21 protein-coding genes are annotated in these 17088 nt (G+C 38.9%); 20 read left to right on the forward strand and 1 reads right to left on the reverse strand.

What is annotated here, in order from left to right; all coding sequences use genetic code 11:
* Positions 1-13: 13 nt before the first annotated feature.
* The 5 genes from ACRHOZ_RS03065 to ACRHOZ_RS03085 all read left to right on the forward strand — a co-directional run bounded on the left by ACRHOZ_RS03065 (position 14) and on the right by ACRHOZ_RS03085 (position 4345).
* The gene (locus ACRHOZ_RS03065; RefSeq protein ID WP_420400260.1) at positions 14-469 is read left to right on the forward strand and encodes a Fur family transcriptional regulator; all 456 of its coding nucleotides are present in this window, start codon (positions 14-16) and stop codon (positions 467-469) included.
* Positions 470-481: 12 nt separating this feature from the next.
* Positions 482-1750 (forward strand): adenylosuccinate synthase, encoded by a 1269-nt coding sequence (locus tag ACRHOZ_RS03070; RefSeq protein WP_431122249.1) that lies wholly within the window; start codon positions 482-484, stop codon positions 1748-1750.
* 226 nt (positions 1751-1976) lie between these two features.
* Entirely contained in the window at positions 1977-2297 is a 321-nt protein-coding gene (locus ACRHOZ_RS03075) for a helix-turn-helix domain-containing protein (protein WP_422348512.1), read from the forward strand.
* Entirely contained in the window at positions 2291-3592 is a 1302-nt protein-coding gene (locus tag ACRHOZ_RS03080) for a type II toxin-antitoxin system HipA family toxin (protein ID WP_431122253.1), read from the forward strand. Before ACRHOZ_RS03075 ends, ACRHOZ_RS03080 begins: the two co-directional genes overlap by 7 nt.
* A gap of 54 nt (positions 3593-3646) precedes the next feature.
* Positions 3647-4345 (forward strand): DUF4386 domain-containing protein, encoded by a 699-nt coding sequence (locus ACRHOZ_RS03085; protein WP_431122256.1) that lies wholly within the window; start codon positions 3647-3649, stop codon positions 4343-4345.
* 228 nt (positions 4346-4573) lie between these two features.
* Here the strand turns inward: ACRHOZ_RS03085 and ACRHOZ_RS03090 are convergent, their stop codons facing one another.
* Positions 4574-4795: a hypothetical protein gene (locus ACRHOZ_RS03090; RefSeq protein ID WP_431122259.1), complete on the reverse strand. Its 222-nt coding sequence runs from the start codon at positions 4793-4795 to the stop codon at positions 4574-4576.
* A gap of 163 nt (positions 4796-4958) precedes the next feature.
* On the opposite strand from ACRHOZ_RS03090, the gene ACRHOZ_RS03095 reads away from it, so the two are divergent.
* The 15 genes from ACRHOZ_RS03095 to ACRHOZ_RS03165 all read left to right on the forward strand — a co-directional run bounded on the left by ACRHOZ_RS03095 (position 4959) and on the right by ACRHOZ_RS03165 (position 17079).
* Positions 4959-5186 (forward strand): DUF7660 family protein, encoded by a 228-nt coding sequence (locus ACRHOZ_RS03095; protein ID WP_431122261.1) that lies wholly within the window; start codon positions 4959-4961, stop codon positions 5184-5186.
* On the forward strand, positions 5179-5568 hold the full coding sequence (locus ACRHOZ_RS03100; protein ID WP_431122265.1) for a hypothetical protein: 390 nt from the start codon (positions 5179-5181) through the stop codon (positions 5566-5568). Before ACRHOZ_RS03095 ends, ACRHOZ_RS03100 begins: the two co-directional genes overlap by 8 nt.
* Positions 5569-5730: 162 nt before the next feature.
* Positions 5731-6612 (forward strand): macro domain-containing protein, encoded by an 882-nt coding sequence (locus ACRHOZ_RS03105; RefSeq protein ID WP_431122267.1) that lies wholly within the window; start codon positions 5731-5733, stop codon positions 6610-6612.
* 123 nt (positions 6613-6735) lie between these two features.
* Entirely contained in the window at positions 6736-7197 is a 462-nt protein-coding gene (locus tag ACRHOZ_RS03110) for a hypothetical protein (RefSeq protein ID WP_431122270.1), read from the forward strand.
* Positions 7198-7382: 185 nt separating this feature from the next.
* Positions 7383-8564, forward strand: a complete 1182-nt coding sequence (locus ACRHOZ_RS03115) for an outer membrane beta-barrel protein (RefSeq protein ID WP_431122274.1) — start codon at positions 7383-7385, stop codon at positions 8562-8564.
* A gap of 328 nt (positions 8565-8892) precedes the next feature.
* Positions 8893-9744 (forward strand): LamG-like jellyroll fold domain-containing protein, encoded by an 852-nt coding sequence (locus ACRHOZ_RS03120; RefSeq protein WP_431122276.1) that lies wholly within the window; start codon positions 8893-8895, stop codon positions 9742-9744.
* A gap of 121 nt (positions 9745-9865) precedes the next feature.
* Entirely contained in the window at positions 9866-10759 is an 894-nt protein-coding gene (locus ACRHOZ_RS03125) for a GNAT family N-acetyltransferase (protein WP_431122278.1), read from the forward strand.
* A gap of 368 nt (positions 10760-11127) precedes the next feature.
* A complete protein-coding gene (locus ACRHOZ_RS03130; protein ID WP_431122281.1) occupies positions 11128-11571 on the forward strand; it encodes a hypothetical protein in 444 nt (147 codons plus the stop codon).
* A gap of 125 nt (positions 11572-11696) precedes the next feature.
* Positions 11697-12047: a nuclear transport factor 2 family protein gene (locus ACRHOZ_RS03135; RefSeq protein WP_431122283.1), complete on the forward strand. Its 351-nt coding sequence runs from the start codon at positions 11697-11699 to the stop codon at positions 12045-12047.
* A gap of 94 nt (positions 12048-12141) precedes the next feature.
* Complete coding sequence (locus ACRHOZ_RS03140; protein WP_431122286.1) at positions 12142-12954, forward strand: AraC family transcriptional regulator; 813 nt, start codon at positions 12142-12144, stop codon at positions 12952-12954.
* 137 nt (positions 12955-13091) lie between these two features.
* Positions 13092-13472 carry a VOC family protein gene (locus ACRHOZ_RS03145; RefSeq protein WP_431123319.1) on the forward strand — a complete coding sequence of 127 codons (381 nt, stop codon included), beginning with the start codon at positions 13092-13094 and terminating at the stop codon, positions 13470-13472.
* A gap of 249 nt (positions 13473-13721) precedes the next feature.
* Positions 13722-14609 carry a hypothetical protein gene (locus ACRHOZ_RS03150; RefSeq protein ID WP_431122289.1) on the forward strand — a complete coding sequence of 296 codons (888 nt, stop codon included), beginning with the start codon at positions 13722-13724 and terminating at the stop codon, positions 14607-14609.
* 146 nt (positions 14610-14755) lie between these two features.
* Positions 14756-15388, forward strand: a complete 633-nt coding sequence (locus tag ACRHOZ_RS03155) for a hypothetical protein (protein WP_431122291.1) — start codon at positions 14756-14758, stop codon at positions 15386-15388.
* 162 nt (positions 15389-15550) lie between these two features.
* The gene (locus ACRHOZ_RS03160; protein ID WP_431122294.1) at positions 15551-16015 is read left to right on the forward strand and encodes a hypothetical protein; all 465 of its coding nucleotides are present in this window, start codon (positions 15551-15553) and stop codon (positions 16013-16015) included.
* 125 nt (positions 16016-16140) lie between these two features.
* Positions 16141-17079 (forward strand): LuxR C-terminal-related transcriptional regulator, encoded by a 939-nt coding sequence (locus tag ACRHOZ_RS03165; protein ID WP_431122297.1) that lies wholly within the window; start codon positions 16141-16143, stop codon positions 17077-17079.
* Positions 17080-17088: the final 9 nt, after the last annotated feature.

The following is a 17088-nucleotide window of genomic DNA, read 5'->3' on the forward strand; positions in this document are numbered from 1 at the left end:
TTGGTGAGACGCTATGGGCAACGATAAAAACCAGGAAATTGTAAAAAATGTGTTCACTTCCTTTTTGGAGGAAAAAGGGCATCGAAAAACACCTGAGCGCTACGCAATACTTCAGGAAATCTATGATAGTGACGACCATTTTGATGTGGAATCCCTCTACATTAAAATGAAGACCAAAAACTATCGGGTAAGTAGAGCTACCCTTTACAACACCATTGAGCTGCTATTGGACTGCAAATTGGTACGCAAGCATCAGTTTGGGAAGAACCAGGCCCAATATGAAAAATCCTATTTTGATCGCCAGCACGACCATGTTATTTTAACGGATACGGGCGAAGTTGTTGAATTTTGCGACCCACGTATCCAATCCATCAAAAAAACCATTGAGGAGGTTTTTGATATCAAGATCAACAACCATTCTCTATATTTCTACGGAACCAGAAACAAAGAAGAAAACCTAACTGACTAACCCACCTATTTCATGGTAGATTTATTGCTTGGACTCCAATGGGGAGACGAGGGAAAAGGAAAGATTGTTGATGTTCTTACCAAGGATTATGATATTATAGCTCGTTTTCAAGGCGGTCCAAATGCAGGACATACCTTGGAGTTTGATGGTATAAAACATGTATTGCACACCATTCCATCAGGAATTTTCCATAAAAATGCCGTGAACGTTGTTGGGAACGGGGTGGTCATTGATCCAGTGATCTTTAAAAAGGAGCTGGACAATCTGGAAAAGTTCAATATTGATATTGTTTCCAAGCTTCTGATTTCCAGAAAAGCCCATTTGATTTTACCTACCCACCGTTTGTTGGATGCGGCTTCCGAAACTGCCAAGGGGAAGGCCAAAATTGGATCTACCCTTAAGGGTATTGGTCCTACCTATATGGACAAGACCGGACGTAACGGAATGCGGGTCGGGGATTTGGAATTTGATACCTGGAAAACAAAATATCGTACGCTTGCCGACAAGCATGAGGCCATGATCGGGTTCTATAATGTGGATATCCAATACGATTTGGCAGAATTGGAGGCTGAATTTTTTGATGCTGTGGAAACGCTTAAAAAGCTCACTTTTATTGACAGCGAGGAGTTTATCTTCAAAGCACAGGCCGAAGGCAAGAAAATTTTGGCCGAAGGTGCCCAAGGTTCCCTTTTGGACATTGATTTTGGAACCTATCCCTTTGTGACTTCCAGTAATACCACGGCTGCCGGGGCTTGCACTGGATTGGGGGTGGCTCCCAACAAAATTGGTCGTGTTTTGGGTATTTTCAAAGCATACACCACCCGTGTAGGAAGTGGTCCCTTCCCTACCGAACTTTTTGACGAGGACGGAGAGACCATGGGCCGCGTAGGCAACGAATTTGGTGCTACCACAGGAAGACCAAGACGTTGCGGTTGGTTGGATTTAGTAGCGTTAAAGTACGCGGTTCAAATCAACGGGGTTACCGAGTTGATGATGATGAAAGCGGATGTTTTGAGTGGTTTTAAAACATTGAAAGTCTGTACTGCGTATAAATATAATGGCGAAGAAATCCAGCACCTTCCCTACAATATTGAAAGCGAAAACGTAACTCCGGTTTATTCCGAAATGAAAGGTTGGGCCAAGGATTTGACCCGGTTGACGCAAGCGGAAGACCTTCCCCCTGCTCTAAACGCGTATATAGACTTTCTGGAAAAAGAATTGAACGTTCCGATCAAAATTGTTTCCGTAGGACCCGATCGGGTACAGACCATTCACAGGTAGATAGCTTCTTCTTAACTTCTTATTTTTGCTCCATCATGAGGTGATTACGTTTCATTGATGTTGGTAAATACTAACTTTATAAGCATGTACAACGAGTAATGATGGTATTTACCAACATATCTATTTTGAATATTTTGATATAATTTTGTACCTTTGTTGGGAAAAGCAAACATTAAAGAGGTTATTTAATATTATGATGGGAAATACCAACATAAACTGGGTTACTATGACAGATGCCGCCATAGTGGAGCAACTAGGGCTTTATATAAGGCGTTTACGGTTACAGCAAGATACCTCACAGGCCCAATTGGCAGATAAGGCAGGACTCAATCGATGGACCATCAGTAAAATAGAGAATGGTGAGCCCGTTACCTTAATGAGCCTCATCCAAATTCTTAGGGCCTTAAATAGTCTTTATGTTCTGGATACCTTTCAAGTTTCAGAAGAAATAAGCCCTTTGGCGTATGCCAAGCTCAAAAAACAGCAAAGACAAAGGGCCAGTGGCAAATCCAGTCCCAAACCCAACAAAGAAGATTTAGGATGGTAGATGTGGCCGAGGTAAAAATATGGAACGAGCTGGTGGGTGCCATCCGCTGGGACGAATCCCAACAATTGGGGTATTTTCAGTACGACCCCCAATTTCTCCAAAAAGACTGGGACCTATCCCCCATTAAAATGCCCTTGGATCAAGGTGGACGTATACACAGTTTTCCGGAATTGCGGAAAGCCCGTGGCGAAACCGAAGATGCCTTTAAAGGATTGCCCGGTCTATTATCCGACGCCCTACCGGACAAATACGGAAACAAGCTGATCAATATCTGGCTGGCACAGCAAGGCAGGCCCGAAAACAGCATGAACCCCGTGGAAAAGCTATGCTTTATTGGCACAAGAGGTATGGGTGCGCTGGAGTTTGACCCCGCCAGAATAAAAACCGGAGCCTATACCTACGCTCTGGAACTGGACAGCCTAGTGGAGGTGGCCCAAAAAATGCTGAACGAACGCGAAACCTTTTTGACCCAACTGAACAAGGATGACGAAAAGGCCATGATGGACATCCTTAAAATAGGAACCTCGGCCGGGGGTGCCCGCCCCAAGTCGGTAATTGCCTATAATCCCAAGACCAAGGAAGTACGCTCCGGGCAGGGCAATGTGCCCAAAGGGTTTGAACATTGGCTGCTTAAACTGGACGGCGTTAGCGGGGACCAGTTTGGCGAAAGCTCGGGTTGGGGGCGTGTAGAATATGCCTATTACCTTATGGCGCAGGATTGCGGTATTGCAATGAGCGAATGCCAACTGCTGGAAGAAAACGGAAGGGCGCATTTTATGACCCAGCGTTTTGATCGTGAGGGCAACACCCGCCACCATATCCAATCGCTGTGCGGGATACAACACTACGATTTTAACGATATGTACGGTTACAGCTATGAACAGCTGTTCCAAACCATGCGCATACTGCGGTTGACCTACCCAGAGGCGGAGCAAATGTTCCGAAGAATGGCCTTTAACGTTTTGGCCACCAACTATGATGACCACACCAAGAACTTTTCCTTTATCCTAAAAAAGGACGGGGAATGGCGACTGGCTCCTGCCTACGACCTTTGCTTTTCCTTTGACCCCACCAACCACTGGGTAAACAAACAGACTTTGAGCGTAAACGGAAAGCGTTTGGACATTACCAAAGAAGACCTCCTGACCATTGCCAAGGACAACAATCTAAAAAAGGGCAAAAGCATTCTGGAGGAGATCAATGCGGTGGTAAAATCCTGGAAAACCTATGCAAAACAGGCCCAGGTACGGAAGGATCTAACCGAAAGAATCCATAACAACCTGAACACCTTTTAAAGTAGCTTGGTAACAAAACACGAGGTGATCAGTCTTAGATAAAAACTGGACATTATGACTACCTCAACTACCACCAAAAAGACTTTAACTTTGGGCAACGCGGCCCTCATTGCGGGCCTTGGGCTGTTGCTCATGACCCTTACCGTACCCTTTGCGGAATTCTATATTTTTCCCAAACTTATTGCAGATGATGCAGCCACCACAGCTGAAAACATCAGCAGGGAAAAGCTGTTGTTTACCACCAGTATTTTTCTGCATTTGATTACTTTGCTCTGCGATATTGCAGTGGCCTGGGCGCTCTATCTTTTCTTAAAACCCGTGCAGCGGTACTTTTCCCTGCTTGTGGCCTGGTTTAGGTTGATCTATACGGCCATGTACTTGGTGGCCTTGACCAATTTGGTAAAAATATTGACCCTTGTGCAGCAGTACGCTTCAGGTATGGAAATGGAAGTGGCCCAATCCATGCAGTTTTATGTGGATGCGTTTAGGTTGGAATGGTCCTTTGGACTGGTCATTTTTGGAGTGTATTTGGTACTATTGGGCATACTGGTCTTTAAGGCCACTTATGTACCAAAAATTTTCGCAATTCTGTTGCTGATTGCAGGCTTGGGGTATGTGGTCCACACGCTGGGAGCCTTTGTTAGCCCCGAAACCAATTTGGACCTCTTGTTCTTTACCTTTTTTGGGGAACTGGTGTTTATGTTCTGGTTGCTGATCAAGGGGCGAACACTTAAAGAGCCTGTTCCCTCTTAAAACGTGCTCATTCTTTTTGGCATAGCACAGTGCCAATGCGTCTTAAGGTAACGACCACCTTTTATGGGTAAGTTTTAAAGTCAAATGTCGAAAGTAGGAAGTGGATTTGGGATTTGGGATTTGGGATTTTAAAATCCAAGCATAAAGCACCAAATTCCAATGAGCCTGGTTGAAGTTCAAGTTCAAGCTCAAACTCCATTTTCCATTTTCCATTTTCAACTTTTCGTTTCAACTTTTCCTTTCCCGAAACCTAAGGATTGTTACAACTCCCCTAAGTGCCGAGACCACGCTTTGCACCTCGCGCGGGGTAAATACTTCTTCCTCTATATAAAAGAGCATTTCCAAGTTACGGTCCAGCACCTTGGCAAACTCCTGTGGGGAGCCATAGCCTTCTTTAATAAAATGGGAGAGCTGTTTCTTTTGGGTTTTGGATAGTGGTTTGAATTTCATAGGGCCAAAGAAAAACGAATTCCATGGGTTGTTTCATGCCATATATGACAGGTGTTGAAAAAAGTAGGTTATATCCCTCCAAAAGGAGAGGTTATGCGTATAAATTGGGCTAAATTGCGGATATAAACGAGTTATGCGTCATTTAAGACAAACCCAAAAAACAATGACAAGAATAGAATTTATTGAGTTTTTAAAGGAATTTAAAACCGACTTTGACCAAAACAAAGAAAATTGGGAAAACGTCAATCTTTCTGATTTTTTAGAAAGTATGATTGCTTATACAGAAGATATTCAAGGTTTCTATGACAATATGGGAATGAAAATAAATGCGGATAATCCGACTTGGGAAAATTTCAGTCATATCTTAAAAGGTGCTTCAATTTATGAGTAAATTATACAACATAACTTTGAACGGAACTCTAATCGGAACTTCTGAATTGGAAAAAGCTGATGCGCCTATGGGAGTTGCATTCGGACTGATTGAATTTAACGGAATTGAATCGCCTTACGAATTCTTCAAAGAATACTGTTTGAATAATCAAATCGAACTCACCTCTGATTATCCAGAAGACAAAATGATTTCAACAATGAGTATTCCAGAACTCAAAATCACGAGCGACAATGGAATTGAAATTAAAGGAGTTGGAAATCAAATAACAGGAATGGATAATAAAGAATATGAAATATCAATATTCGGAATTCCATATCCATTTTTCGAAGAGGAATTTCCTCACCACATAAAAGAGTATGAAAATATGTTTAATAAAGAATAAAAAACGAACGCACAACAATGGCTATAAGTAATTGCTTGTCCTCGCCTACTTCTGAAAATCCTCGCGGATTTTCAACTAGGTGCTTACTTGCAAATTTCCGTGTTAAACCACGCAACTACTCATAGCCGTGACCGTTGTACCCAATGCGAGAACAACCTTGCTATGAAATTTAAAAATTTAACAAAAAAAGTGTTTGGAACTAATATTTATTATCCAAAAGGCGGAGAGGTTTTTCAAGCAAAGAAAGATGTCAAAATTACTTATTTGACACATTTTATGGCACCTTATACTGGTGGAGCAAAAGCGAATATTTTTGAAAACGAAAGAGTGATTGTGAGTAAACCTCTGAATCCGAAACCAAAAGGATATTATTGCTATCCAATTAACGCCTATGAAATCGAAAAAAGGATAATTCCAAAATCGGATAGAAATAATCCAAAATATAACGGATTTAGCCTTTCGATTGACACAAAATCGCTAAACACGGACTTTAAACAAATTGAGTTGAAACCAATTGAATATATAAAAGGGGACGCAACAAACCCATCAGATGACAAACCAAAAATCATTGTTCATATATGCAATGATATTGGAGGTTGGGGAAAAGGATTTGTAATGGCGATTTCCAAAAAATGGAAAGACCCAGAAAATGAATATCGAAAATGGTTTAAAAATAAAATCGGAGAAACCACAGAAAATGTTGATTATCAAAGTATATTACCGAAAGACGATTATTCTAACCACACAGAATTTAAATTAGGTAATGTTCAATTTGTAAAAATTTCCTCTGACTTGTGGATTGCCAATATGATTGCTCAACACAAAATAAGAAAAAATGAAAACGGACTTCCACCTATACGTTATCCTTTCGTTTCGGAATGTTTAGAAAGAGTTCGTGAATTTGCAAAAAAAGAAAATGCAAACATTCATATGCCTCGAATTGGTTGTGGACTTGCTGGCGGAGAATGGAATAAAATTGAGGAAATTATTAATAGTCAATTAATAGAACACGAAATCGAAACAACAGTATATGATTTTGAATAAAGCACTGGGTACAACAATGTATAACCGCAATTACGGCGGTTCAAACCCAAAAACATTGACTTAAAACCAGTAATCGATTTTTATATGAGATAGTTAGGCGCAATGCCAAATCCCTGAATTAAATTGAACAATATTAAAGAAATTGATTATCGCGGAATATTAAAATTCAACATTCCTTTTGATTGGGTTGAAGAATACGATGATGAGCATGGTGGAACGTTTTACGAGGATTCTCCACTTTCGGCTACCCTGAGATTGAAATTAATGACGTTGCATACACCCAAAGGTTCTTTTTTTAAAGATGCTAAATCAATTTTGGACAACATCATTAAAAAAGGATCAGAGGCAATGTTATTACCAAACGACAACGCGCTGAAAATGTTTTTTGAGCAAACGGTTGATTCTGGACACGAAATAACAATCTATTATTGGTCTCTAGTTCAATTTCTTCGGCCCAATCATGTGCGGTTAAGCAACTTCTCTTATACTGTTTTGACTAATCGACTTGGTATTGAAACAGTGCGGGATGAAATTGAATTTATAACTGAGCAAGTTAAAAACGCTCAATATTCGATAGAACAATAAAAACATAGCACCCAACAATGATAATAATTCATCCCGACGATTCGGGACGAAATCATAGTCGAGACCGTTTCATTAAAATAAAAATATGACTAAAACACTTTATGACCGTCTGAGAAAATATTTCGAAGAAGTAGGAGCGGTTTTAAGAGGTGAAGCTGAGGCAAGTTCAATAAAACCACTAAATAATGAATAAACATCTATTCTTCTTGCTAACCTTGGCTTTAAGCTTTAATTGCTATGCCCAAATTTCCTATGAAAAAGGATATTTCATTGAAAACAACGGAAAAAAAGTTGAATGTTTTATCGAAAATGTTGATTGGAAAAATAATCCTACTGAATTCAAATATAAGTTATCCGAAAGTTCGGAATCCATAAAAGTAGGGATAGCAACGGTCAAAGAATTCAGTGTTCAGAATTATTCAAAGTATGTTCGTGCCAACGTTAAAATTGACAGGTCCTCCAGTAACATAAATCAGTTGAGCTCCACCAGAAATCCCATTTTTAAAGAAGAAACGCTCTTTTTAAAAATTCTAGTTGAGGGAACTTCCAATTTGTACTACTATGAAGATGGTAATCTAATCAGGTATTTTTACGGCAAGGACGGTCATCACAATATAGAACAACTCATTTTCAAATATTATCTAAAAGACAACAATATTCGTGGAGAAAACAATTCGTTTAGACAACAGTTATTAAATAATTTGGAATGCACTGCTATAACACCTAAGGGTATTGAAAAAACCAAGTATAGCAATGAAAATTTAATCCGTCTATTTATTCTGTACAACCAGTGTATGGGTTCTGAGTCGGTTAATTACCAAGAAATGCAGAAAAGAACCTTATTCAACCTAAATATTAGGCCTGGCTTGAATGTTTCTTCGTTAAATGTTACCAATCAGGTAAATACTTTTAGAAACGTAGATTTTGGAAATAAATTAGGATTTAGGTTTGGAGTGGAAGGAGAATTTTTTCTGCCTTTTAATAAAAGTAAATGGTCCATTATTGTTGAGCCTACCTACCAACAATTCAAGGCTGAACAAGAATCACCCAATAGCATGGTAGACTATAAATCAATTGAAATACCCTTGGGAATAAGGCATTATTTTTTTCTTAGCGAAAGTTCAAAGCTTTTTATTAATGGCTCATACGTTTTGGACAACGTTCTAGATTCTAAAATTTCCTACTCAAGCGCTGATGTGGAAATTACAAAATCCACCAACTTGGGATTTGGGTTCGGGTATAAGAAAAATGACAAATATAGTTTGGAGTTAAGATACCATACGAGCAGAAATTTATTAAGCAGTTTTGCATTTTACGACTCTGACTTCAATACCTTATCAATGATATTTGGATATTCCTTGTTCTAAAAAACATGTGATAACAATTATAATAATTGCTTACGGCTGTGCTTAACCAAAAAGCGGTAATTTAAAACCTGTAACTGACGGGTATGCGAGACCGTTATGGGCAATTTCAATTTATTCTTAAATAGGATGCCCATAACAACGGCTATAATTCATTGCGGCTTTGTTGCTAACTTTAATTTAAATAACCATTAAAACGGTTGTGTTTCATACGGACAATTTCCTGGCTTCGACAAGCTCAGCCTACATGAAATGTCCACAACGAAATCATAGCCAAGACCGTTAGCAGCAATTTTACAAAGCATACATTGTCAAATGAACAATCAATATTATGAATAGAGCTAAATATCCTTTTCTGGCCTTATGCTATCTTATTACTCTTGCAATTTTTATTTCTGCAAAGTCTTTAAATACCTTAGATGAGGCATTAATTGGTCATTGGACTTTTGATAATAACGATAACTTGGCAATGGACAGCTCTCCATTCAAATCGCATGGAATATTGAAAGGAAGTCCTAAACAAGCTAGGGGTGTTGTTGGGAGCGGTTCTTTGGAACTAAATGGCATAGATGAGTTTATTGAAGTTCTGGAAGGCAATAAAACTCCAAAACAATTTCACACTTTAAGGCAAGGGAGCATTTCAATCTGGTTCAAGGCTAGAAGTATACCCAAAGAAACAAGCATAAGTCCATTATTCTACTATGGAAATGCAGAAGGATGTAAAAACATGCTAGATGCTTCAAATGAGGGATTAGTAATCGAAGTGGCTCATGGCAAAATCCGAAAAGAATCGCAAGGAGTGTATTTTACGGTTTTCAATAATCCATGCAAACTCCCTACAGTCTGTTTTGACACACATTCAGAGCCACACCTTCAGGATATAACTGGCATAATTGAAGAAAATAAGTGGTATCATTTTGTCGCGGTGGTTGGAAATGACTTTAATACAGGATACTTGAACGGCAATGAAGTTATTTACAGACATTACAATTTTAATGATAAAAATGCTTCACAATTCTTTGGTGATGCGTTGAGTCATGATAGACTTTGGTTTGGAAAGGGATTTTGGGATTTTGGGAAAGAGGTTTACCTCAATGGTTTTATTGACGACCTTAGAATCTATGACGTACCATTGACCGCCAATGAAGTAAAGGATTTATTTAACATGAAAACCGGAAATTAGATAAAGCCGCTAACATTGGCTAAATTTCATTGCCCTCGGATTTCCTAAACGGAAATTACGCGTAAAACGCTAACTTCAGGTTAGGCACAATTAGTGGAATGCCCGGATAGTTGAAGAAATTATGGAATACATAGAACTCAAGGATACAACATATGGATTTGCGAAAGATTTTAAACACGACCAGGAAATTAGGAGGAGTTTCAATAAATTGACAGAAGTCACTTTTGGATTCAATTTAGAAAGTTGGTATCGAAATGGTTTTTGGGGAGCGTATTATTGTCCCTATTCAATATTGTATAATAATGAGGTGATTTCCAATGTTTCAATTAATAAAATTGAGTTCGAAATCGAAAATAAGAAAATGACCGGCATTCAAATTGGGACGGTTATGACAGACGAAAAATACCGGCACAGGGGACTTAATAAGTTTATTATGGAGAATGTAATAAATGAATGGAAGGACCAGTCTGATTTTATCTATCTCTTTGCGAACGACACTGTCCTTTCTTTCTATCCGAAGTTCAATTTCGAAACTGTAGATGAATATCAATTTTCAAAATCGGTAAAGAGTTCTAGTACACAACCATTAAAAAAACTTAATATGGAAGATAAGACTGATATAGCCTTCCTAATGGAAGCTATAAACATGTCAATACCCATATCAAAGATTTCCATGCGAAATAATGCATCCTTAATAATGTTTTACTGTATGTCGTTTATGAAAAACAGTATATATTATATTGAAAAGTTCAAAGCCGTTGTTATTGCAGAATTTGAAGGTAATACGTTATACTTGAATGATGTATTCTCTAAAGTACCTCTGGAATTAAACGATTTAATTCTAGCTATATCCAATAAATCGATAGACAGCGTGGTATTGGGATTTACTCCATGGGACGAAACTGGATTCAACAAAAGTTTAATAAAGGAAGGAGATAAGCTATTTATTCTAAAGGGTAAGTTTAGCTATTTCAACAACAATAACTGTATGTTTCCAGTGTTATCACATGCTTGAAAAATCATTCCATATTAAAAGAAATAAGTATGCATAACAATGTATAGGTTCACATGCTCCCTAACCCATCGCAAGCCATGCATACGAGACCGTTAGTTTCAATATAAATGAAATCAAGAGCAGAACACATTTTTTTTACTGCAACCGGAATATGGTATCTGTTTACCGTGTTTTGGGGTTTTGCTCCATCCTTTTACCTTTCGAAATATTTTGATACCCCTGAGCCCTTACCCAATCACATTATAATTCATGGAATTGTTTTCTCAATTTGGACAGTCCTATATACTCTTCAGGTTTTTCTGATTCGATACAAAAATTTTCAACTCCACCAAGCGCTGGGAATTTTCGGACTTTGCATTATGATTTTAATGATTCCAACCGGAATTTTCCCTTCAATCTATAAAGTTTATGCCGGTACCACCACAATTGATGCCGCCGGACATAATGTTTTTAGGCTGTCTTCAGGTTATATCATATTTGCTTTGGCCTTTATCTATAGAAAAAAAGCGTTTCTTCACAAACGATTTATGTTGGGTGGGATGGTTATGCTAATGAGCGCAGCTATATTCCGAATATCGTTTGATTTTAGTTTGCAGGATAGTCAACTATTCAATAAGGGACTTCAAATATTGCCAGCCATTATGCTATTCATATTTGATTTAGTTTGGCAGAAAAAGGTAGTTCTTGTCGACCTAATATCGGTAGTTGCTGTGCTTGGCATTTTTTTCTTTGCAGACTATTTCTGGTTGTCAATCTTTGGGGAAGCATTTATGAACGTCTTGATTTCGATATTTGTAACTCCATTCTTATAAAGGATATATAAAACCAAGGCAAACAAAGGCCATGAGCAGTTGCGGAGCAATTACTTATGCACAAGACCCTTGGTATACATTTACAAATGCCATACCTTTTGGCCAATGGACCCAAAAATTAGCCTATGACCCAAAAATCCAAAAAGGCTTTATGCCTGGACTATCTGGAAAAATATGCGGAAAAGGACCTGGAAAGCATCAAAGCAATGTTTTCGGAAAACATAGTATTAAGAGACTGGAAAATACGGGTTGAAGGAAAGGAGAAAGCAATTGATGAAACTAGGAAAAACTTCAAGGCTGCAGATTCCATAGCCATAGATGTACTTTCTGTTTATGAAAATAAGGATACCGTGGCCGCCGAGCTTAAAATTACCGTCAACACTACGGAAGAACTTTATGTGGTTGATGTGATAACCCTTGATTCCCATCAAAAAATAAAATCAATCCGAGCGTACTTGGGTAGGGGTGATGATTAAATACACAACTTAACAATGACGGTGGTTCATCCAAATGGAAATGTAGGAATGAAAAAGTGGTGGAGACCATCATGCATATAGCAAGACTACCCCAGTGAATGAACTGAAAACCATAAGAGAACACTACAAACCGATTCAACCCTCAGTTTCGGCCAAGGATGACGAACCCAGTTATCATGAAATCCAACCGAATAAGGAAATCGAGAATTTTGTATACTGCTTTTGGCAACTTAAAACGAAAAATCTGCTAAAGCAAGATTACCACTACCGTGTTGTTTCTGACGGTTGTATAGACATATTTTTTAACCACAAACGACCGACGGAAAACTTTGTAATGGGATTTTCCCGAAAGTATGTACAATTCTCCATTGGAAAAGAATTTGATTATATCGGTATTCGATTTTTGCCTGCTGCTTTTACCCACCTGTTTGCCGTGAATGCCAAAACTTTAAGCAACCAATCCCAAGACCTCAAGAATGTTCTGCCCAATTTTTCCGAATGGATCAGTTCAGAAATCAAGGCTGTGGATTCATTCGAAACCATTGTAAAAAAGCTCAATGAAAAAATAAACGAATGTTTAAAAAAACAGGCTATTCATTACGACCGCCGTTTTTTGGACACCCTGAACCTGATTTTCCAAAGAAATGGATATTTGGACACCGAAAAAGACCTTAATACCGGTTTAAGTCCACGACAACTTCGCAGAATTTTCAACTTTTATATTGGAACAACGGCCAAATCGTTCAGTAATGTTGTGCGCTTTCAGCATATTTTGAATGCAAAACCTTCAACACAAAGCCTAAAAGAAAACAAACTGTACTTTGATGTTGGTTTTTTTGACCAGGCCCATTTCATCAAAAACTTCAAAACCTTTTACGGGGTAACACCTTCAGAGGCCTTCCGTTAAGTTTGTCCGATTTTTACAATGCTCCCGTTTCTTGCCCATCTAGATTTGTAGCAACAAAATAGTTGACAATGAAAACATTAGTATTAATGGCATTTGTTCTGACCATTGGTTGGGCGAGTGCACAAACAACAAACAAGATGAAACTTAACGCAGGAATAATTACCGAAAAATTGCAGGAAACCAAGCAGTTCTACACAGAAGTACTGGACTTTGGAGTACGTTTTGAAAACGAATTTTATCTATTGCTTCACACCCCTGACCATTCGGCAGAAATAAGTTTTTTACAACCCTATCACCCCAGCCAAAAACCCATTTTCCAATCGGCATTTAGTGGAAAAGGTGTTTATTTAACCATCGAAGTTCCGCATGTTGATGAAGTATACCAACAACTCAAAGACAAAGGTGTTCCCATCGAAATTGAAATTCGGGACGAACCCTGGGGAGATAGACATTTTGCCATAAAAGACCCAAACGGAATTGGAATTGATGTTGTGACCTATACCAAACCAGAAGACTAAAACACCATGCCCAATGTTGGATTAAGCTATAGCGGTTTGGGTGCTGACCCAGACCGTTTCTGCATTTATTTGAGTAGCTTCTTATCGAAAAGTAGTGGATTTTAAATCCGGCCTACCCTTACCGCGACCATTACAACATCCCCAGCTTATAAATATTTGCACTATTTATGTAACCTCATTTTTGAATTGGAAGTCTTACTGGAAAAATTATTGCCGGGAAACATAGCCCGCAATAAAAAAAGCCAGGTAATGATAATAGTTCAAGTATGTTTTGCCGCCTTATTATTAGGACCTGTACTTTGGGGAGCATTTAACCGGATCAGGTATAAAGGATTATCCGCTCCAAAAGGTATGGTCACCTTCAATACCTTGATCAATTCTGCAGTTCTGTATGCCTTGGCATTTAATTTCATTTTTTTTCTACAAGAAGTATTTCTTGTTCTAGGGAAAAAAGTGCTTGGCCTAGAATCATCATTATATCACAATAATCATACCTGGGAAGGAGAACACCCCATGATGCATTTGATGCAAGGCTCTGGAGCTCTGGCCATTTTTTTGATCGGATTAATTTGTTTGGTCATTTACAGATACATTAAAAACTCCCAAAACATCTGGAAGTTATTTGTTTTGTGGCTAGCTTTTCATGGATTAATTCAATCCTTGCCCCAAGTCACAGTGGCTTATTTAGCTCCAAACACAGATGTTGGCCAAGCGCTTGTAGGGTATTTAAATTTGAGTCAACCTCTTCTCATAATACTAGCTCTACTATGCATTTTTGCCACCCCTTTGGTTGTGATGCTGTTTGGCCAGCTTCTTTTCGAATTTGCTCCCGAGGATGTTGATCTCAACAACCCGAAGGCAAAATTCAAATATATTCGGTTTATAGCCGTGGGAGCGGCTTTTGTAGGCAGCTTAATGATTGTTCCTTTTAGAGTGCCTCCCATGAGTCAGGCGATTACTCCTTTTATTGTTTTTATTTATTCCATTCCATGGATATGGGCTTCAGCCCATAAAATCAAACACGTAAAACATACTCCAAACAAGCTTGATCAAAAAGTGTATGTGGTACCCATAGCGCTCCTTGTTCTGCTATTGATTTTCTTTCAGTTGGTTTTGGCTCCTGGTATAAAGTTTTGATACCTTGCAGTGGTATTTTAAGGCTCAAAATCATAACCAAACAGCTAGGGCAAGCAGAATTAAAACCTGTAAATTGGCCTTGATGAAGCAGGTTTTTATACATTGTGAGGGTTGTAAAGTGATATCTGAAAACCCTATCCAGAAAGATGGAAAACAACATAGACATCATAGCCAAGTTGGCCTCATCCCTTAACCGCAGAGATGAAGTTCCAAATCAGGAACTGGCCAAAGAAATTGTACATGCGCAAGACAAGAAGGCCGTAAAAGAACTGGTTGACAATTTATCCAATACAAAAGCCATTCAAAACGACTGTATTAAAGTACTTTACGAAATTGGCGACCAAGACCCGAGGCTGATTTCCAATTACATCAACGAATTTGTTTCGCATTTAAAAAGTAAAAACAATCGAGTTCAGTGGGGAGCAATGACAGCACTGGGAACCATAACGAACGAAAAACCGAAGGAAATTTACAACCTTTTGTCTGCAATTTTAGAAGCATCGGACAAGGGTTCTGTGATCACCAAAGACCACGCCGTGAATATTTTGATCAAACTAAGCGCTCTTGAAAAATATGCAGAAAACACCTTTCCATTATTGTTGGAACAGCTTTTGAAAAGTGCTCCAAATCAGCTTCCCATGTATGCGGAAAGGGCAATGCCCATTATCAACGATAAAAACAAAGAGCTGTTCGTAAAAACGCTAACTTCAAGACTTAACGATCTAGAGAAAGAATCCAAAATAAAACGGGTGGAAAAAGTGATCAAAAAATACCAATGAGATAAAATAAAAGCGGGTTCAATCCTGTCTTGAATGTATGCCATAACTATTAAATACTCGATAAATAAAACCACTTAACATGTTCAAACGATTTAAGAACACCGCTAATTCGAAATAAGAAAACGGATATTACAGAAGCTCGAAGAAAAAAATGCTTGCCAAATGAAAAAATTTATAACGCTCACAATTTTATTGATTTCAACTTTTTGCCATTCCCAAAGCAAATGGGAACTGGTTTATGAAAATGATGCAGATGGCGCAAGGGTACAGGGAGAACTATCAGAATTGATATCTGCAATCCAAAGTGGACAGAACATTCGAATTTATTTTAGAATGGGAAGGAGAAACCAACCTGAAATTTATGTTGAGCACACAGCCCTTGTTAAGTTTACCACAGTGATGAATTCACCTAACGGCCAATTCGTTACTGGCCAAATTGATCCCATAGTTGGCCAGATCCCGGATTTTGAAAAGGAACAAGTATTGCTTAAGGAAAATTTGGAATGGTCTCTTATTGCGTCGACCACAGGTAATAACGATACCATGACCAGAAATACCATTACTGGAGAAATTGTTGATCATAGGGTAGTAAACTGGGGCACAAAATGGTATGTGGAAAAAAACTAGCCAACCACCAACAATAGTCTTATCTAATTGTTTGCCACCATTTAATAGCGTTATCTTTATGGGAGAAACAAGCTGTGCAGGGGTCTTTAAAGGACTACAGCCTTTTCAAAATCCAATTTGTTCCAATGACCGACAAAGATTACTTCTCCCATTTATATTATATAGCAAGCCAGCTAAACAAGGAGTTTTCTTTGTATTCCGTATTGCGAAAATCATTGGAGAAGATGGCCGAAATCCTGGATATGGACACAGGTTGGATTTGGCTTACCGAGCCCGATAATAAATCGGTTTACTTGGCTGTTTCCCACAATTTGCCACCCGCACTGAGCAACCATCCGGAACGACTCGCCGGGCGATGCTATTGCATAAAACAGTATTTATCCGACGAAATGGATCAAGCCTTGAACATCAGTGAAATTGCGTGTACGCGCTTGCTGGATATTAGCACCGGCACCAACGATTTAAGGTTTCATGCCACTATTCCAATCCATGTTAACGATGAAAAAGTGGGGCTGATCAACCTATTGAGTAAAGAAACCCGGAAACTCAACCAAAAGGAGCTAACCATACTGAATACCATCAGCGAATTGGTGGGAGCTGCTATTCAGCGGACGCGTCTGCAAAAGCCTTTCCATCCAAAAATTGCCCATTCGGAATCCACATTGTCCAAGGTCTCCAAAAAGGTGATTTTTCCAGAGCTGGAAGCTATAAAGGACTGTCTTGAAAGTTCAACATCCGACCAGGGTAAGCTTAGGGAAGTGCATCAAAAATTAGGCGATCTGCATTCCAATTTATCCCAGCTGTTCCGTGAAACGGAAGATTTGGAGGATGCCGATTCTTCCGTCCCCAGCTTTCATTATCCTGACTTGCCCATTACCAAACGTGAGTTACAAGTACTTCATTTGATCAAGGAGGGACTAACCAACAAACAAATAGGGGAACAATTGTTCATCACGGAACGGACCGTGAAATTCCATATCACGGCCATCTTATCCAAGCTCAATGCAAACAATCGCACGGAAGCGGTGGATATTGGACTAAAAAGAGGCCTCTTAAGCCTCTAAGCCCACCAG

The sequence above is a fragment of the Flagellimonas flava genome (assembly GCF_050617915.1).
In the GTDB taxonomy this organism is placed as follows: domain Bacteria; phylum Bacteroidota; class Bacteroidia; order Flavobacteriales; family Flavobacteriaceae; genus Flagellimonas; species Flagellimonas flava_A.

Excerpts from the sequence above, each read along its gene's own strand:
- ACRHOZ_RS03065 (WP_420400260.1), top strand. The coding sequence starts at position 14 with ATGGGCAACGATAAAAACCAGGAAATTGTAAAAAATGTGTTCACTTCC.
- ACRHOZ_RS03070 (WP_431122249.1), top strand. The coding sequence starts at position 482 with ATGGTAGATTTATTGCTTGGACTCCAATGGGGAGACGAGGGAAAAGGA.
- ACRHOZ_RS03075 (WP_422348512.1), top strand. The coding sequence starts at position 1,977 with ATGACAGATGCCGCCATAGTGGAGCAACTAGGGCTTTATATAAGGCGT.
- ACRHOZ_RS03080 (WP_431122253.1), top strand. The coding sequence starts at position 2,291 with ATGGTAGATGTGGCCGAGGTAAAAATATGGAACGAGCTGGTGGGTGCC.
- ACRHOZ_RS03085 (WP_431122256.1), top strand. The coding sequence starts at position 3,647 with ATGACTACCTCAACTACCACCAAAAAGACTTTAACTTTGGGCAACGCG.
- ACRHOZ_RS03090 (WP_431122259.1), bottom strand. The coding sequence starts at position 4,795 with ATGAAATTCAAACCACTATCCAAAACCCAAAAGAAACAGCTCTCCCAT.
- ACRHOZ_RS03095 (WP_431122261.1), top strand. The coding sequence starts at position 4,959 with ATGACAAGAATAGAATTTATTGAGTTTTTAAAGGAATTTAAAACCGAC.
- ACRHOZ_RS03100 (WP_431122265.1), top strand. The coding sequence starts at position 5,179 with ATGAGTAAATTATACAACATAACTTTGAACGGAACTCTAATCGGAACT.
- ACRHOZ_RS03105 (WP_431122267.1), top strand. The coding sequence starts at position 5,731 with ATGAAATTTAAAAATTTAACAAAAAAAGTGTTTGGAACTAATATTTAT.
- ACRHOZ_RS03115 (WP_431122274.1), top strand. The coding sequence starts at position 7,383 with ATGAATAAACATCTATTCTTCTTGCTAACCTTGGCTTTAAGCTTTAAT.
- ACRHOZ_RS03120 (WP_431122276.1), top strand. The coding sequence starts at position 8,893 with ATGAATAGAGCTAAATATCCTTTTCTGGCCTTATGCTATCTTATTACT.
- ACRHOZ_RS03125 (WP_431122278.1), top strand. The coding sequence starts at position 9,866 with ATGGAATACATAGAACTCAAGGATACAACATATGGATTTGCGAAAGAT.
- ACRHOZ_RS03130 (WP_431122281.1), top strand. The coding sequence starts at position 11,128 with ATGATTCCAACCGGAATTTTCCCTTCAATCTATAAAGTTTATGCCGGT.
- ACRHOZ_RS03135 (WP_431122283.1), top strand. The coding sequence starts at position 11,697 with ATGACCCAAAAATCCAAAAAGGCTTTATGCCTGGACTATCTGGAAAAA.
- ACRHOZ_RS03145 (WP_431123319.1), top strand. The coding sequence starts at position 13,092 with ATGAAACTTAACGCAGGAATAATTACCGAAAAATTGCAGGAAACCAAG.
- ACRHOZ_RS03150 (WP_431122289.1), top strand. The coding sequence starts at position 13,722 with ATGATAATAGTTCAAGTATGTTTTGCCGCCTTATTATTAGGACCTGTA.
- ACRHOZ_RS03155 (WP_431122291.1), top strand. The coding sequence starts at position 14,756 with ATGGAAAACAACATAGACATCATAGCCAAGTTGGCCTCATCCCTTAAC.
- ACRHOZ_RS03160 (WP_431122294.1), top strand. The coding sequence starts at position 15,551 with ATGAAAAAATTTATAACGCTCACAATTTTATTGATTTCAACTTTTTGC.
- ACRHOZ_RS03165 (WP_431122297.1), top strand. The coding sequence starts at position 16,141 with ATGACCGACAAAGATTACTTCTCCCATTTATATTATATAGCAAGCCAG.